The organism is Streptomyces sp. PH9007 (assembly GCF_059813725.1).
In genome coordinates this window covers 4,664,021-4,680,382 of the sequence record NZ_CM187440.1, presented here as the reverse complement: position 1 = coordinate 4,680,382, position 16,362 = coordinate 4,664,021, and the positions used below count along the sequence as shown (strand labels likewise).

Here is a 16,362-nt window from a genome sequence, read left to right as displayed (position 1 = left end):
GCGGGGCCGCCGGGGCGGCCTCCTCCCGGTGTCGCGGGGCTGTGCGACCCGTGAACCGTGACCGTGACCGGTGGTGTGATCGGTGACCCGTGACCGGTGATCGGTGCCCCGTGATCCGGGAGGAGGCTCAGGACGCGATGGTCAGGATGCGGTGCAGCCGGGTGGCCACCAGGACCCGCTGCATTTGCGGGGGCACATCGCGCAGCACCAGCCTGCGGCCGCAGCGGCCGGCCCTGCGGTGCACCCCCATGATGACTCCGAGACCGGTCGCGTCCCAGGAGTGCAGGGCCTTCAGATCGAGCACGAGGTCCCCCTGCCCGGAGTCGACGGCGTCGTGCAACGCCGTACGGGCGTCCGCGGCGCTGCGGACGTCCAGGCGGCCTTCGACGACCAGCTCAGCGTGGTCGCCTTTGATGTGCATATAACACTCCCCGGAATTGCTTTCGTGTTGACTTCAACTGTCTCTCCACCTGACGGCTTCTATCCCCCGTCCGGTTGCCCTGGGTAAGGGATCTGCAGCGAATTCACCCATGGGGGTGAGTGTGCGAAGAGCGCGGCCCGCGGCCCCCGCCCGCCCGGACCGGGTCAGTAGCTGTGGAATCCGCGCCCGGTCTTGCGGCCCAGGTCACCGGCGTCCACCATGCGGCGCATCGACTCCGGCGGGGCGAACTTCTCGTCGCGGGACTCGGTGTAGATGTTCTCGCTGGCGTGGGTGAGGACGTCGACACCCGTCAGATCGGCGGTGGCGAGCGGCCCCATGGCGTGGCCGAAGCCCAGCTTGCAGGCGATGTCGATGTCCTCGGCGGTGGCCACGCCCGACTCGTGCAGCTTGGCGGCCTCCACGATGAGCGCGGAGATGAGGCGGGTGGTGACGAAGCCCGCCACGTCCCGGTTGACGACGATGCAGGTCTTGCCCGCGGACTCCGCGAACTCCCGGGCGGTGGCCAGGGTCTCGTCGCTGGTGTGCCGGCCGCGCACCAGCTCGCACAGCGCCATCATCGGCACCGGGGAGAAGAAGTGGGTGCCCACGACGCGTTCGGGGCGGGAGGTGGCGGCGGCCAGCTTGGTGATGGGAATGGCCGAGGTGTTGGAGGCCAGCACGGTGGTGTCCTTCACCAGGCCGTCCAGGGTGGCGAAGATGTCGCGCTTGATGTCGGCCTGCTCGAAGACGGCCTCGACGACGAGGTCGGCGTCGGCGGCGGCGTCGAGTTCGGTGCCGGTGCTGATGCGGCCGAGCGCGGCCCCGGCGTCCTCGGCGCTGATCCTCCCCTTGGCCGTGAACTTCTCCAGCGACGCCTCGATGCCGCCGCGTCCCCTGGCCAGTGCCTGCTCGGTGGTGTCCACCAGCGTCACGGTCCAGCCGCCCTGGGCGGCGACCTGTGCGATGCCCGAGCCCATGAGTCCGGCTCCGACGACGGCGAGGTTCCTGGCCACGTGTGATCTCCTTTGATCCTCAACGACGACCCCCTCAGGGTCGCGTTCCCGGGGACCCTAGACCTTAGTGTCCGTCAGGTACCCCGTGGGGATGAAGAGACGCGCATCACGCCGGGGCCCCCGGTGCGGCGGCTGCCGTACCGGGGGCCCGTGGTGCGGGTGGTGCGGATGGTGTCAGAGATGTGGCTGGGGTCGGTGTGTCGTCAGTTCCGCCGGGTCAAAGAAGCCTCGGCGAGGCAGAAGGTGTACGGCTGGGCCTGGCCGCCGAGCTGGAAACGCAGCCGGGCGGCGTCCAGTGAGTCGGTGGGGCTGAAGACGTAGGTGTAACGCCGCTCCTCGCCGGTGAGCCGGGGATAGGCGTCCAGCTGGGTCGGATGCGGGAAGACGGTGCTCTCGACGGCGGCACGGATGGTGTGCGCCGCCGCTGCCGAGGTGCTGGCGGTGAAGCTCAGCGCGTACTGGCCGCCGCTGGTGAGCGGGATGTTGTCCTGGCCGATCAGGGCGTCCCAGGTCTGGGTGGTGCCGCCGGCCACCGCGGTGCACAGCTCACCGCCCGCCGGGGTGCCGGGGGTGGCCTGGCCGATGCTGTACCAGGGGTCGAGACCGGCCGCGAAGTCACCGTTGACCAGCAGTTCGTCACCGGTGCCGGGGTCGGTGCCGTCGGCCGGCTCGAAGAGCACCGCGTCGGCGATGGTGTAGCCGGGGCTGTCGGCCGACAGGGTCAGCTTCTGTCCGGCGCCCGCGGCGAAGTCGTACGTGCCCAGCAGCCCCCAGTCGCAGCCGCCCGTGCGCTGATCGACCGTCAGCGCGGCGGTGCCACCGGCGTGCGTGATGCTCACCGGGGCGGCCGCGGTGCGGTTGCTGTTCGGGGACCACCACATGTAGACGTTGTAGCGGCCGGAGGCGGGCAGGTCGGGGGTGAAGGTCGCGGTCTTGGCGGAGGCGGTGCCGGAACCGTCGTGCTTGTAGTCGATGCCGTGGAAGCCGTGCGCGGTGTCGGCCGTGGTCCAGTCGCCGCTGTCGCTGTAGCCGGGCGAGGTGTTGTCCACCACGACGCCGGTGCGGGACGGCGGCACACCCAGGTTGTCACCGGCACCCGGCGGGTTGTCGGTGCCCGGCTGGTTGTGGTCCTTCAGCTGGCCCAGCCAGTCCTTGACGAACTGGCCCTGGTGGTCGCCGCCCAGCAGATTCCAGTTCTTGTCGAACATCTGGGGCTTCCAGTAGTTGTCGAAGACCCAGGCGGTCCAGCTGATCCAGGGACGCTCGTCCAGATAGTTCCGCAGTCCGTTCCCCCAGCACTTGGTGGTGCCCTGGGTGACGGCCGGGTCGGTGAACTCACCCGCCGGGTTCCAGCCGAACTCGGTGAGGATCACCGGGATGGACCGGGACGCGTTGCCGAACTTCTGGTCGAGGTTGGCGACGCTGGAGGGCCCCTGGTTGGGGTAGAGGTGATAGACGTACGCCGTGTTGGCGTCGTCGATCGGGTCGGCGGCGGCCTCATTCACCATGGTGGACCAGTTGGGGCTGCCCATCAGGATGAGGTTGTCCGGGGCCACCTGCCGGATGGAGTCCACCACCGGGGTGATGTAGCTCTTCCAGGTCGCCCAGTTGGTGGGCGCCAGCGGCTCGTTGTACACCTCGAAAATCACATTGGGGACGCCGGCGTACTTGGGCGCGACATAGTCCCAGAACTCCTTGACGATGGACTGCGGCACGCCGCCGTTGCCGTCGCCGTAGTTCTGCACCCGGTGGAAGTCGACGATGACATAGATGCCGAGGTCGATGGCCTGCTGGACATAGGGGTCCACATGCCGGGCGAAGTTCTCCGCCAGCGGCAGCGAGTCGTTCGGCGCCCATTCGGTGACCGGCAGCCGCAGCACCTTGGAGTGCCAGCCCCCAGCGGCGTCCACCGACATGTCGATGAGTTCGGAGATGGGCTTGGGGTTGCAGTCGCCGCACTCGGCGTTGTGGCGCGGGGCCAGCACCGAGACCCCGCGCAGGGTGACGGGACGGCCGTCCTCGTCCCGTATCTGATTGCCGTCGACGGACAGCCACTGGATGGCGTCGGCGGCGGGCTGCGGGGTGGGCTCCTCGGCGCGCGCGGCGGAGGCCGGGCCGGCGAGGAGGGTGAGCGGGATGGCGAGGGCGGTCAGGGTTCTCAGAAGCTTCTTCGCTGTACTGAGCACGCGGCTCTCCTTGTGGAGTGGGGGGTGTGTGCCGGGTGGTGCGGTTACGCCTCCTCTTCCGTGATGGTCAGATCGACGGCCAGCGGCAACTGCCGGCTGTCGAAGCCGAGGTGGGCGCGGAAGGCGCCGGGTTCGGTGCGCCAGCCGCCTCCCCCGGACTCCGTCTGGGAGGTGCCCCCACAAGCCCAGTGCTGGAAGGCGCGGGCCGGCAGCCGCAGGGTGACGGTGGACTCCTCACCGGCGCCCGCGCGTACCGGTGCGAAGCCCGCCAGCCAGCGCACCGGGCGGTCGATCGCCGACTCCGGACGGGAGAGATAGACCTGGACGACCTGCTTGCCGGCCCGCCGGCCGGTGTTGCGTACGGTCGCGGTCAGCTCCGTACCTTCCGCGTGCGCGCCGGTCAGCTCCCAGTCGGTGTAGCCAAGGCCGAAGCCGAAGGGGTACGCGGGTTCGGTGCCGGCCTTGAGCCAGGCGCGGTAGCCGAGGTGGATGCCCTCGGAGTACGGGAGCGCGCCGTCGCGCGGGGTGGTGTCGAGGACGGGTACGTCCGTCTCGCTCTTCGGCCAGGTGGTGGGGAGCCGGCCGCCGGGCTCGCGCAGGCCGAGCAGCACGTCGGCCAGCGCGTGGCCGAACTCCTGGCCGCCGAACCAGGTGAGCAGGATCGCGGCCACCTCGTCGCGCCAGGGCAGCAGTACGGGGGCGCCGGAGTTGACGACGACCACGGTGCGGGGGTTGACGGCGGCGACCGCGCGTACCAGTTCGTCCTGGCGGCCCTGGAGGGCGAGAGTGGTGCGGTCGAAGCCCTCGCTCTCCACCTCGGCGCTGGTGCCGACCACCACGAGAGCGACCTCGGCGGCGCGGGCGGCGGCCACGGCGTCCGCGATGAGCCGGTCACCGTCGGCGGTCACCAGGTCGAAGCCGGCCACCAGGGTGACGCCGGACTCGGGACCCTCGCGCTCCGGGATGGTCAGCTCGACGGTGAGGTCGAGGGGGGTGCCCGCGGTGAGCTCGACGGGGGTGGCGGCCGACGGCGGGGCCACCAGGCCGCCGCCGAATTCCTCGCCGTCGTGGGTCAGCTCGGTGGCGACCGCCTCGGTGCCGTCCACCAGCAGCCGCAGCCGCCCCGCGGTGGCGACGCCGATCCGGGCGGGGCCGCTGTGGGTGGGGGTGTAGCGGGTCCGCAGCTCGATGCGGGTGGCGTCGGCGAGCCGGGCGGTGCCGAGCCGTACCAGGTTGGCGTCCCGGCGGCGTTCGTCGATGACGACGGTGCCGTCCGCGCGGCGGGCGATCAGCCGTACCCCACGCTCCCCGCTCACCGGGTCGGTCAGGTCGGTGCCGGCGAACGGGGCGATGCCGCGCTGCGCCTCGGCGCCGATGTGCCAGGAGATGTCGGCACCGGGCAGGGCGGCGCGCAGCCCGTCCAGCGGAGAGATCACATGGTCGGGCTCGACCGAGGCGCTGCCGCCGCCCTGGGTGCGGGCCAGATAGGCGTTGTGCCCGATGACGGCGACGGAGCTCAGGGAGCCGGGTGCCCAGGGGAGTTCGCCGCCGGCGTTGCGGACGAGCACTATGCCCTCGGCGGCGGCCTCCCGGGCCAGTGCCGGGCCGTCCTCGGCGGCGGGCGGGGTGGTGACGGCGGGGGTGAAGCCGTCCAGGGCGCCGACCCGGGCGGCCATCCGCAGGACGCGCAGCACCTTCTCGTCGATGTCGGCCTGCGGGACCCGTCCCTCGCGTACGGCGGCCACCAGCTTCTCGCCCCACGGCCCGTCGGGCCCCGGCATCACCAGGTCCTGGCGGGCGAGCGCGGCGGGCTCGGTGGTGCGGGCGGCCCACCAGTCGGAGCAGACCACGCCGTCGAAACCCCATTCGCCGCACAGGGGTTCGGCGAGCAGCGGGTTCTCGGTCATGGTGTGGCCGTTGACGGAGTTGTAGGCGGACATCACCAGCCAGGGGCGCTCGTGGACGACGGTGTCCTCGAAGGCGGCGAGATAGACCTCGCGCAGGGTGCGTTCGTCGATGCGGGCGTCGTAGGTGAAGCGGTCGGTCTCGGAGTCGTTGGCGATGTAGTGCTTGGGGGTGGCGCCGACGCCACCGGCCTGGACGGCGCGGACATAGGCGGCGCACAGCCGGGAGGTGAGCAGCGGGTCCTCGGAGTACGCCTCGAAGTGCCGGCCACCCAGCGGGCTGCGGTGCAGGTTGATGGTGGGGCCGAGTACCACGTCGGCGCCCATCCGGCGGGCCTCCACGGCGAGGACGGCGCCGTAGCGGGCGGCGAGGTCCGGGTCCCAGGAGGCGGACAGGGCGGTGGCGGAGGGCAGGTTGAGGGCGGAGAAGCGGCCGTCCCAGCTCTCGCCGCGGATGCCGCTGGGGCCGTCGGAGACGACGATACGGCGCAGTCCGATGGCGGGTTCCGCGTGCAGGCTCCAGCTGTCGGCGCCGGTCAGCAGCCGGACCTTCTGCTCCAGGGTGAGCCGGCCGGCGAGGGCGCGCAGCGCGGCGGTGTCGGTCGCGTCGGTCGTATCGGTCGCGTCGGTGGTGGTGCGGGGCGTCATGGTGTCGGGGCTCCTGTCGGTTCGACGCCGGTCAGTTCGAGTTCGGTGGTGCGGTGGCAGGCGGCGAGCCGGCCTTCGCCGCCCAGGGCCGGCGGTGCTCCCGCCACGTCGCAGACACCGGGCACGGCGTAGCGGCAACGGGTGTGGAAGGAGCAGCCGTTCGGCGGATGGGCGGGGTCGGGCAGGTCGTCGGTGAGCCGGATGCGGCGCCCGGTGTCGCGCAGCCGGGGGTCGGGGCGGGGCACGGCGGACAGCAGGGCCTCGGTGTACGGGTGGTGCGGCCGGGAGTACAGCTCGCCGGTGTCGGCCACCTCGGCGATCTTGCCCAGGTACATCACGGCCACGCGGTCACAGACGCTTTCGACGACGGACAGATCGTGCGAGATGAAGAGGTAGGTGAGACCCAGCTCCTCCTGGAGGTCGCGCAGCAGATTGAGGATCTGGGCGCGGACGGAGACATCGAGGGCGGAGACGGGTTCGTCGGCGATGACCAGGCGGGGGCGCACGATGAGGGCGCGGGCGATGTTGACGCGCTGCCGTTCGCCGCCGGAGAAGGCGTGCGGGTAGCGGTGCAGATAGCGCGGGGAGAGCCCGACGCGGCGCAGCATCGCCGCGACGCGGTCCTCCAGTTCGCTGCCGGTGGCGATGCCGTACGAGCGCAGCGGGTCGCCGATGATCTGGAGCAGCGTCATGCGGGGGTTGAGGGAGGAGAAGGGGTCCTGGAAAACGACGCGGACCTCGCGCTGGAAGTCGCGCAGGGCGGTGCCGGAGAGGGTGGCGACGTCGACGGAGGTGCCGTCCGCGCGGCGGTAGGCGACGCGGCCGGCCGTCGGGGCGAGGATGCGGGCCAGGGAGCGGCCCAGCGTCGTCTTGCCGCAGCCGGATTCGCCGACCAGGCCCAGGGTCTCGCCCTCCTTGACGGCCAGGTCGATGCCGTCGACGGCGCGGATGTGGCCCACGGTGCGCCCCAGCAGCCCGCGCTTGACGGGGAAGTGGACCCGTACCCCCTGGATGTCGAGCAGCGGCGCGGTCATGCGGGTGCTCCTTCGGTGAGCGGGTGCGGGGCGTGCAGCACGCAGCGGACCCGGCGGTCGGGCGCGGTGCGGATCTCGGGGGGTTCGGTGGTGTCGCACAACCCGGCGCGGACGCGGTCGCAGCGGGGGTGGAAGGGGCAGCCGGCGGGGCGTTCGGAGGGGTGCGGGACGTTGCCGGGGATGGTGGTGAGGCGCTGTCCGGTGCCGGCGCCCATGCGGGGGACGGAGCCGAGCAGGGCGCGGGTGTACGGGTGCTGCGGGTCGTGGAAGATCGCGTCGACGGGGCCCTGTTCGGCGACCCGGCCGAGGTACATGACGACGACCTCGTCGGCGATCTCGGCGACGACGCCGAGGTCGTGGGTGATGAAGAGGACGGACATGCCGGTGTCGGCCTGGAGTTCGCGCAGCAGGTCGATGATGCGGGCCTGGGTGGTGACGTCCAGCGCGGTGGTGGGTTCGTCGGCGATGAGCAGGGCGGGGTCGCAGGCGAGCGCGATGGCGATCATGGCGCGCTGGCACATGCCGCCGGAGAGCTGGAAGGAGTAGGCGTCCATGCGCTCCTCGGGGCGCGGGATGCCGACCTTGCGCAGCAGGTGCACGGCGCGTTCGCGGGCGGCGGCGCGATTCAGCGGCAGGTGCAGCTGGATGGCTTCGGTGAGCTGGTCGCCGATGGAGTACATCGGGGAGAGCGCGGCCATCGGCTCCTGGAAGACCATGGCGATCTCCCCGCCCCGCACGGCGCGCAGTTCGGGGCCTGTGGGGTCGAGGGCGGCGAGATCGACGGCGCGTTCGCGGCTGCCGGGGTGCCAGTGGATGGTGCCGGCCTCGATGCGCCCTGGTTCGTCGACGAGGCCGAGGACGGAGCGGGCGGTCATGCTCTTGCCGCAGCCGGATTCGCCGACGACGCAGACAATCTTGCCGCGCGGGACGGTGAAGCTGACGCCGTCGACGGCGCGTACGGTGCCCTCCCGGGTGTGGAAGTGGGTCTTGAGCCCGGCGATGTCCAGCAGCGGGGTCTCGGCGCTTGGCTTCTGCGCGGTCGTCATGGTCGTACTCCGCTATTTCTTGTAGGGGTCGGCGGCGTCCCGCAGTCCGTCGCCGGCGAAGTTCAGCGCGAGGACGGCGAGGATGACGGCGAGGCCCGGGATCATCAGCCAGGGGGCGGTGGACAGCACCCGGATGTTCTGGGCGTCCTGGAGGAGGACGCCCCAGCTGACGACGGGTGACTGGAGGCCAAGGCCCAGGAAGCTGAGGGAGGTCTCGGCGAGGATCATCCCGGGGATGGACAGCGACAGGGACGCGATGAGGTGGCTGGAGAAGGAGGGCAGCATGTGCCGGAAGATCACCCGGGGTTGCCGGCAGCCGTCCAGCCGGGCGGAGGTGACGAAGTCCTCGCCGCGCAGGGAGAGGAACCTGCCGCGTACCACCCGGGCCAGATCGGTCCAGCCGATGATGGCGAGGATGACGGTGATGGCGAAGTAGCGCTGGACGGGCCCCCAGTCGTACGGGAGGGCGGCGGCCAGGCCGAGCCACAGCGGCAGGGTGGGTACGGACATGAAGAACTCGACGAGGCGCTGGATGACGGTGTCGGTCTTGCCGCCGAAGTAGCCGGAGACGCCGCCGAGGGCCACCCCGAGGGCGAAGGCGAGGGCGACGCCGACCAGGCCGATGGTCATCGAGACGCGGGTGCCGTGGATGAGCAGGGAGAGCAGGTCGTGGCCGGTGCGGTCGGCGCCCAGCAGGTAGACGGGGGCGCCGGGTTCGGTGGGGCCGATGAGGTGGCGGTCGAGGGGGATGAGGCCGAGGATCTTGTACTCCTCGCCCCGGACGAAGAAGCCGACGGAGATCCGCTGTCCTGGGTCCTCGGTGTAGGTCTGCTCGTAGGTGTCGTTGTCGATGGTGGCGGTGTAGCCGTTGACGTAGAGGCCGTCGCCGTCGAGGTGGAGTGTCTGGGGCGGGGCGTAGGTGTAGTCGCCGTTGAAGTGTTCGGTGCCGTAGGGGGCGAGGAACTCGGCGAACAGGGCGACGAAGTAGAAGAGCAAGGTGACGACGGCGCCGGCCATGGCGAGCTTGTGGCGGCGGAACTTCCACCAGATGAGCTGCCACTGGGAGGCGGTGAACCGCTTGTCGGCGGTGTCGTCGGAGTTCTGGGCGGCGGGTGTGGACAGATCGGCTGACATGGCGGGCCCCCTACCGCTGTCCGAGCCGGACCCGGGGGTCGAGCCAGGCGAGCAGGATGTCGGAGAGCAGTGTGCCGATCACGGTCAGCACACTGACGATGAGGATGATCGAAGAGGCCAGGTACATGTCCTGGCTGCGGAGCGCGCCCAGCAGCAGCGGTCCTGTGGTGGGCAGGGAGAGCACCTGGGAGACGATGACCTCGCCGGAGACCAGGCCCGGCAGCACCCAGCCCACGGTGGAGACGAAGGGGTTGAGGGCGACCCGCAGCGGATATTTGCGGACCAGTCGGCGTTCGCTCATGCCGCGGGCGCGGGCGGCCACCACGTACGGCTTGCGCAGTTCGTCGAGGAGATTGGCGCGCAGGATGCGGATGAGCCCGGCGGTGCCGGCGGTACCGAGCACCACGATGGGCACCCACAGATGGCCGAGCAGATCGAGGAATTTGCCGAGGTTCCAGGCGGCGTCCTCGAATTCGGGTGAGAAGAGGCCGCCGACGCTCATGCCGAAGACGCTGTAGCCCAGATACATGAGCACCAAGGCGATCATGAAGTTGGGGATGGCGAGTCCGAGGAATCCGATGGTGGTGGCGAGGTAGTCGCCGGCCGAGTACTGCCGGACCGCCGAGTAGAGCCCGATGGGGAAGGCGATGATCCAGCCGGCGAGGAGGGTGGTGACGGCCAGCAGGATCGTCATCGGAAGCCGGTCCATCACCAGGGAGGAGACGGTCTTGCTGTATTCGAAGGACTGGCCGAAGTCACCGTGGAAGAGGATGTTGCCGATCCACTTCAGATATTGCTGGTAGATCGGGTCGCCCAGGCCGTAGCGTTCGCGCAGGGCCGCCATCTGGGCCTGGTCCATGCGTTCGCCCTGGTTCTCCATCCGGGCGACCAGTGTGGTCAGAAAGTCGCCCGGCGGCAGTTGGATGATGGCGAAGGCCACCACCGATATCCCGAAGAGCGTCGGGATCATATAGAGGCACCGTCGTGCCACATAGCTCAGCACCGCAGACCGTCCCGTCAGTCTTTCCGGATGTCAGGTGTCAGGAGTCGGAATCGAGGTAGTACTGCTCGGGGTTGGTGACACCCGGATAGGGGAACTTGCCGGCGAAATAGGTCTGCTGGACCATGTTGCGGAAATGCTCGCCGACGATGCCGTAGCCGGGCAGCGCGGTGGACACGCCGATCGTCCAGAACTGCTCCTTGGCGATGGCCAGGATCTGCCGCATCAGGGCGTTGCGGCGCTCGCGGTCCGGCTCGGCGGCGATCTGCTCGTGGTAGATCCGGTACTGCTCCTTGGCCGGCTCCGGGGGTTCCTGTCCATCGGCACCGTCGGTGGCCAGCCAGGTGAACCAATCCGGGCAGAATGCCGAATTGTCGCCCCATTCCGGCATGAAGAAATTGGGGGTGTTGACCGTGTCGAGGCCGCCGTCACCGTCCCAGACCAGCGCCTGGTGCTCATTGGCCTGGATGAGCTGGGTACGCAGCGTCTCGTCCTCGTTCTGGACCCGCATGTCGACCCCGACCGCGCGCCAGCCCGGGCGGATCAGTTCCAGCGCGTCCGCCAGCTCCGGCTTGCCGGCCCCGGTTCCCACCAGCACCCGGAACGAGATCGGCTTGCCGTCCGGGCCGAGCCTGATGCCCTCGCCATTGCGCCGGGTCCAGCCGGTGCGGTCCAGATACTCATTGGCGAGATCGAGATCGAATTCGGTGTACTGCTTGGCCATTTCCTCGTCGAAGAGATCGGATTCCCGCAGCGGCGCCACCTGCCAGGGCTCGCCCTGCCGGGCGTGCACGGTGGTGATCAGCTCCTGCCGGTTGATGGCGTGCGAGAGCCCGATCCGGAAGTCGCGGTTCTGGAAGACCTCCCGCCGCGCCTCGTCCTGGCAGGTGAGATTGAGCATGATGGTGAGGGTGTTGAGCTTGTCCGGCACCAGATCGAAGAACCGGTAGCCGCCCGATTCGCGTTCGGCGGCCAGCACCGGCTTGTTGCGCGTGGTGTTGACATGCCGGTCCAGCATGTCGATCTCGCCCTGGAGAACATTGAGCAGCAGCACCTCGGAGTCCTGCACCATGGCGAAGTCGATGCCGTTGAGATACGGCAGCTGATTGCCCGCCGTATCCACCTTCCAGTAGTACGGATTGCGCCGGAACCGCATCTTGGTGCCGTCGCCGACCGCGTTCCCCGGTATCCAGGCGTGCAGCCGGGGCAGCGCCGGATTGGTCCACAGCGCGCCCGCGTACATGGCGTCCTGGAGCAGTTCCATGGCGCCCGAGTAGTCCAGGTCCCTGGCGGCCTGCTCGGCGTCCTCGGCGTAATCGGGGTGGAATTGGCTCAGATAGTGCTTGGGCAGCCGGGTGAGCATGTCGCTGGGCCCGCTCGCCAGCTGTTCGAGGAACAGCGCCCGGGGCGCGGCGAAGGTGAACTCCAGGGTGAGGTCGTCGATCCGCTCCAGCCGGGCGGGTTCGCCGTCCACCGACAGATGGCCCGGGGTGTCGGGGACGACGGCCTTGTTCATGGCGATGTCGTGGAAGGCGAACAGCACGTCGTCCACCGTGAACGGCTCGCCGTCGGACCACTTCATGCCCTCCCGCAGCACGAAGGTGAACCGGGTGGCGTCCTCGTTGACGGTCACCGACTCGGCGACATTGGGCACCGTCGCGTTCCAGTCCAGGTCCCAGCGCACCAGGTTCTCGTAGCCGAGGGTGAACTGGAGCCGGAAGGTGTCGCCCGCACCGATCAGCGCGTTCCGCCAGGTGCCGCCGTACCGGCCCACCTCGTCCACCGGGGTCACCACCAGCGGCTTTGCGGGGATGCGCTCGGCCAGCGGCGGCAGCTCGCCCTCGTCCACCAGCCGCTTCAGCTCGGGCGCCTCGCCCTGTGCGTCGGCCGTGCCGCCGCCGTCCCCGGAACCGCCCTCCGGGGAGAGGGTGCAGGCGCTGAGAGCACCCAGCGCGCCGGCCCCCAGGGTGACGGCGCCGCCGGCGGCGAGGAATCTTCTTCGGTCGAACTGCCAGGACTTACGCGTCATTGCGTTCATGTGCTGTCTCTCCCAGGTGGGACGGGGGGTTGCTCAGTAGCCGTGGACCTTGGGCCAGGCGAGTTCCACACCGTGGCCGGTCAGCAGGCGGCGGTAGTCCGCGAGATGGGTGGCATCCTCGCGGACCTGGTGCGGGGTGGCCCGCTCACGCAGGCAGTAGACCGCCAGCAGCCCGGCGGCCTCGCCGATGTTCCACTCGACGGGGTGCAGCCGGTAGCAGCCGTTGGTGATGTGGGTGGTGCCGATGTTCTTCGCGGCCGGCAGCAGATTGGTGATCCGCCGCGGCAGCAGCGCCCCCAGCGGGATCTGGAAGGGGCAGGAGCCGACATCGATGTAGTTGTCGCCGCCGGTGGAGGGGTGCAGGTCGATGCGGTACGAGCCGATGCCGACCGAGTCCGGGTGGGTGACGGCGCCGTGCGCGCCGCGTACCGCGAGCGACACCTCCTGCTCGGTGATGGTGTGCACGGCCTGGATACGGCGCGACTCGCGGTGGTACGGGCCCATGGTCAGCCCGTCCGCCGTCCCCACCACATCGGGGCGGGTCCGCAGCCCGGGCAGCCCCGTACCGCCGTCGGCGCGCGGCAGTTCGGTCTGCATCCAGTACAGGAAGCTGCGGCTCATGGCGCGGGCGCCGGCCAGATGGCGGGCGTCCTCCTCGGGGCCGCCGCCGAACAGCGGGCCCTCGACGTAGTCGATCATCGGCCAGTTGACGATGATGACATCGGACTCCAGGGCGCCGGGGGTGAAGTTCTCCCGGGCCAGGATGCGGCGGAACGCCCACAGATCGAGGTCACCTGCGATGGGCGGCGGCGGGGCGGCCAGGTCGGGGTTGGGGTCCAGCAGCCGCCGGGTGGGCTCCAGGGTCTGCGGCTTGGGGGCGAGCAGGCCGAAGAACGGGCCGGGCCAGTACGGGGGCTGGTAGTCGCGCCAGAATCCGTAGTCGTCGGGCTTGTCGATGGTGTGGTCCTCGCCGGCCCGGTGTTCCAGGGCCAGGCACCAGGAGGCGGCCTGGATGTTGTGCGGCTGGGCGGTGGCGGGGGCGCTCGGCTCGCCGGTGACCTCGCGGGACTCGAAGCCGGTGACATGCTCGGTGCCGGTCAGCGGCAGCAGGTCACCGGTCTCGGTGGCGTCCAGGATGTACGGGGCGGTGACGGTGAACGGCTCCCCCTCCCGTACCGGATCGAGCGTCACACTCGTGACCGTGTCGCCGTCGGTGGTGGCCGCCACCGGCCGGTACCCGGTGCGCAGGTCGAGCCGGCCGGCGGCCTGGTGCGGGGCGAGCAGCGCGCGCAGCACGTCGTGTGCCACCCGCGGCTCGGCGCACAGCGCGCTGACCCGGCCGTTGCCGGGGTTCAGGGCGCGGTCGGCGCGAGCCTCGGCGGTGAGCGGGTACCAGCGCCGGTAGTAGTCGCGGATGCCCTCGCGCATCGCCCGGTAGGAGGCGGTGGAGCCGAACTGCTCGATCCACGGGTGCTCGTCGGGCGGGGTGCCCTGCACGGTGAGCTGGCCGCCGACCCAGTCGTACTCCTCGGTGAGCACCACCCGCAGCCCGCTGCGGGCGGCGGCGAGGGCGGCGGCGACCCCGCCGAGGCCGCCGCCGATGACGGCGATGTCGGCACTGATCCGGGTCATGACACTCCCTGGCGGGTGGGCGGCGCGGCGATGGTGGAGGGCGCGGGCGGTGCGCAGGCAAGCAGGATCTGCCGGGGGCGCGGGGTGTCGGGCTCGTGCAGCGTCTCGACCAGCAGCCGGACGGCGGCGCGGCCGATAGCGTTGCGCGGAATGCCCAGCGAGCTCCAGGAGGTGCCCGGGTACGGGCCGCCGCTGGTGTCGCGGAGGGTGACGACGGAGAGGTCGGCGGGGATGCGCAGGGCGCGGTGCGCGGCGAACGCGGCGATCCGGTCGGTGAGGGACTCCTCCTCGGCGACGAAGGCGGTGATACCGGAGCCGATGGCGAGGTCGAACCACTCCTGTTCCAGGTCGTGCGGGTTCATCAGTACGGGCAGCGGCGGGATGCCTGCGGCGGCGCAGGCGGCACGGTAGCCCGCCTCGCGGTCGGCGAGCGGTTCGGTGCGGTCGGTGAGCCCGAGGTATCCGATGCGGGTGTGGCCGGCTTCGATGAGGTCCTGGACGGCGTCCCGGGTCCCGGCGGTGTAGTCCGCGCTCACCCAGGCGATGTCGGCGCCGGAGACGGCGCGACGCCCGATGTGGACGAAGGGGTAGCCGTCGCGGCTGAGCCGGGCCACATCGGAGTGGTCGTGGGTGATACCGAGCAGCACGCTGCCGTCGGCGACGTTCAGGCGGTTGGTGCCGTCGCGGTAGAGGCGGCGTTCGCCGTTGTCGTCCTCGGTGGAGGTGAACAGGACCAGGTCGTAGCCCTCGGCGACGGCCTGCTCCTCCACTCCGATGAGGAACCCGTGGTAGAAGTCGCGGCTGCTGATCGGGAAGACAGCCTCGAAGGTGTGCACCCCCAGCAGCCGGTTTCCCTTGCCCTTCAGGGAGCGGGCGGCGGGATTCGCCGCATAGCCCAATTCGCGGATGGTGTCCTTGACGAGCCGTTCGGTTTCGGCCGGGATACGGCTGCTGGCTGCCCGGCCGTTGACCACGGCCGACACGGTCGCCTGCGACACCCCTGCACGGCGCGCCACATCCGACTGCGTCGGCGCCTGCCGGTGGCGTTTGACTGGCACTGCGTCCCCTTGCTGTTTCGTATCAGCAACTGATAAGCAGCAACAATGAGTTGTCTGCTGATTCGTTGCAGCGACCGTAGGGACCGCTGTGATGAGCGTCAAGGGAGCGGACCGAAAAAGTTTCAGGCGGATGACAAGAGGGATGCTTGCCCCACTCGGAGGCTCATCGCCGCTGGCTGGAACCGCCCGCTCGCACATCCGTGAGGAACCCATGACCCGGCAGCAGGAATTGACGAAAGCGAATACTCAGCGCGTGGATCTCTTCCATGACTTCCCCTTCGATCCGACCTACGGCTACGACCTGGACGCCCTGCTGGCGGTGGGCGCCCCGCCGGCCCCGGAGGACTTCGCCGGCTTCTGGCGGGCGCGGCACGCGGCGGCGATGGAGGTGCAGGTGGCCCCGCGCCTGGGCCCGGTGGAGCACGAGGGGGGCGGCATACGGGTGCACCGTCTCGACTACCTCTCGGTGGGCGGCCGGAGGATCGGCGGCTGGCTGACCGTTCCGGCAGACGGGCGGGTCACCCGGGGCTGTGTGGCCACCCATGGCTATGGCGGTCGCGAATTCCCTGAACTCCGGCTGCCGCCGCCCGGCGCGGCGACCATCTGGCCGGTACTGCGGGGCCTGGGCACCGCCAGCCGGTTCCCCGACATCCCGGAGCGGGGCGGCGCACACGTGCTGCACGGCATCGACGCGCGCGAGACCTATGTGCACGGCGACTGCGCGGCGGACATCTGGTGCGCGGCGACGGCACTGCTGGAGCTGATCCCGGAGGCGGCGGCCGGACTCTCGTACCACGGGGCGAGCTTCGGCGGCGGGATCGGCCCGCTCGCCCTGCCCTGGGACGACCGCTTCCGGGCGGCGACCCTGGTCGTACCGAGCTTCGGCAACCATCCGCTGCGGCTGACCCTGCCGTGCGCGGGCAGCGGGGAGGCGGTGCGGGAGCGGCACGTTGGTGATCCCCGGGTGGCCCGGGTGCTGTCGTACTTCGACGCGGCGACGGCCGCCGGCCTCCTGGACATCCCGGTGCACGTGGGCGCGGCGATGTTCGACCCGGTGGTCCCGCCGCCGGGCCAGTTCGCGATCCACAACGCGCTGCCGGGCACCCGGGAGCTGTTCGTGCTGACCGCGGGACACTTCGGCCATCCGGCGGCGGAGGTGGAGGCGAGCGCGCTGATCGCGGCGCAGCACCGGTTCCTGGACGTCCACCGCCAAGAGGGCTAGCACAGGCATCCCGCTCTTCCCCCGTG

At 70.6% G+C, this 16,362-nt stretch carries 12 protein-coding genes; 1 reads left to right on the top strand and 11 read right to left on the bottom strand.

The features are described from left to right. Nucleotides 1-127: 127 nt before the first annotated feature. The 11 genes from ACTFAP_RS21690 to ACTFAP_RS21640 form a co-directional block, all read right to left on the bottom strand. Complete coding sequence (locus ACTFAP_RS21690) at nt 128-421, bottom strand: STAS domain-containing protein (protein WP_030733620.1); 294 nt, start codon at nt 419-421, stop codon at nt 128-130. Between the two features lie 164 nt (nt 422-585). Next, a complete protein-coding gene (locus ACTFAP_RS21685; RefSeq protein WP_390121355.1) occupies nt 586-1,434 on the bottom strand; it encodes a 3-hydroxyacyl-CoA dehydrogenase family protein in 849 nt (282 codons plus the stop codon). Nucleotides 1,435-1,637: 203 nt separating this feature from the next. After that, nucleotides 1,638-3,620 (bottom strand): cellulase family glycosylhydrolase, encoded by a 1,983-nt coding sequence (locus ACTFAP_RS21680; RefSeq protein WP_500467174.1) that lies wholly within the window; start codon nt 3,618-3,620, stop codon nt 1,638-1,640. A gap of 44 nt (nt 3,621-3,664) precedes the next feature. Then, nucleotides 3,665-6,172, bottom strand: a complete 2,508-nt coding sequence (locus ACTFAP_RS21675) for a beta-glucosidase family protein (RefSeq protein ID WP_500467173.1) — start codon at nt 6,170-6,172, stop codon at nt 3,665-3,667. Then, the gene (locus ACTFAP_RS21670; protein ID WP_495681991.1) at nt 6,169-7,206 is read right to left on the bottom strand and encodes an oligopeptide/dipeptide ABC transporter ATP-binding protein; all 1,038 of its coding nucleotides are present in this window, start codon (nt 7,204-7,206) and stop codon (nt 6,169-6,171) included. The genes ACTFAP_RS21675 and ACTFAP_RS21670 overlap by 4 nt, the downstream gene beginning before the upstream one ends. Then, nucleotides 7,203-8,252: an oligopeptide/dipeptide ABC transporter ATP-binding protein gene (locus ACTFAP_RS21665; RefSeq protein WP_495681990.1), complete on the bottom strand. Its 1,050-nt coding sequence runs from the start codon at nt 8,250-8,252 to the stop codon at nt 7,203-7,205. Before ACTFAP_RS21665 ends, ACTFAP_RS21670 begins: the two co-directional genes overlap by 4 nt. A gap of 12 nt (nt 8,253-8,264) precedes the next feature. After that, a complete protein-coding gene (locus tag ACTFAP_RS21660) occupies nt 8,265-9,386 on the bottom strand; it encodes an ABC transporter permease (RefSeq protein WP_500467172.1) in 1,122 nt (373 codons plus the stop codon). 10 nt (nt 9,387-9,396) lie between these two features. Beyond that, nucleotides 9,397-10,377 carry an ABC transporter permease gene (locus ACTFAP_RS21655; RefSeq protein ID WP_500467171.1) on the bottom strand — a complete coding sequence of 327 codons (981 nt, stop codon included), beginning with the start codon at nt 10,375-10,377 and terminating at the stop codon, nt 9,397-9,399. 49 nt (nt 10,378-10,426) lie between these two features. Next, entirely contained in the window at nt 10,427-12,424 is a 1,998-nt protein-coding gene (locus ACTFAP_RS21650) for an ABC transporter substrate-binding protein (protein WP_500467170.1), read from the bottom strand. Between the two features lie 33 nt (nt 12,425-12,457). Then, nucleotides 12,458-14,056 carry an FAD-dependent oxidoreductase gene (locus ACTFAP_RS21645; RefSeq protein WP_495681986.1) on the bottom strand — a complete coding sequence of 533 codons (1,599 nt, stop codon included), beginning with the start codon at nt 14,054-14,056 and terminating at the stop codon, nt 12,458-12,460. Further along, nucleotides 14,053-15,312 carry a LacI family DNA-binding transcriptional regulator gene (locus tag ACTFAP_RS21640; RefSeq protein WP_500467169.1) on the bottom strand — a complete coding sequence of 420 codons (1,260 nt, stop codon included), beginning with the start codon at nt 15,310-15,312 and terminating at the stop codon, nt 14,053-14,055. The genes ACTFAP_RS21645 and ACTFAP_RS21640 overlap by 4 nt, the downstream gene beginning before the upstream one ends. A gap of 13 nt (nt 15,313-15,325) precedes the next feature. On the opposite strand from ACTFAP_RS21640, the gene ACTFAP_RS21635 reads away from it, so the two are divergent. Continuing rightward, complete coding sequence (locus ACTFAP_RS21635; protein ID WP_500467168.1) at nt 15,326-16,336, top strand: acetylxylan esterase; 1,011 nt, start codon at nt 15,326-15,328, stop codon at nt 16,334-16,336. Nucleotides 16,337-16,362 lie beyond the last annotated feature (26 nt).

Excerpts from the sequence above, each read along its gene's own strand:
- ACTFAP_RS21690 (WP_030733620.1), bottom strand. The coding sequence starts at position 421 with ATGCACATCAAAGGCGACCACGCTGAGCTGGTCGTCGAAGGCCGCCTG.
- ACTFAP_RS21675 (WP_500467173.1), bottom strand. The coding sequence starts at position 6,172 with ATGACGCCCCGCACCACCACCGACGCGACCGATACGACCGACGCGACC.
- ACTFAP_RS21670 (WP_495681991.1), bottom strand. The coding sequence starts at position 7,206 with ATGACCGCGCCGCTGCTCGACATCCAGGGGGTACGGGTCCACTTCCCC.
- ACTFAP_RS21665 (WP_495681990.1), bottom strand. The coding sequence starts at position 8,252 with ATGACGACCGCGCAGAAGCCAAGCGCCGAGACCCCGCTGCTGGACATC.
- ACTFAP_RS21660 (WP_500467172.1), bottom strand. The coding sequence starts at position 9,386 with ATGTCAGCCGATCTGTCCACACCCGCCGCCCAGAACTCCGACGACACC.
- ACTFAP_RS21650 (WP_500467170.1), bottom strand. The coding sequence starts at position 12,424 with ATGAACGCAATGACGCGTAAGTCCTGGCAGTTCGACCGAAGAAGATTC.
- ACTFAP_RS21645 (WP_495681986.1), bottom strand. The coding sequence starts at position 14,056 with ATGACCCGGATCAGTGCCGACATCGCCGTCATCGGCGGCGGCCTCGGC.
- ACTFAP_RS21640 (WP_500467169.1), bottom strand. The coding sequence starts at position 15,312 with ATGTGCGAGCGGGCGGTTCCAGCCAGCGGCGATGAGCCTCCGAGTGGG.
- ACTFAP_RS21635 (WP_500467168.1), top strand. The coding sequence starts at position 15,326 with ATGACCCGGCAGCAGGAATTGACGAAAGCGAATACTCAGCGCGTGGAT.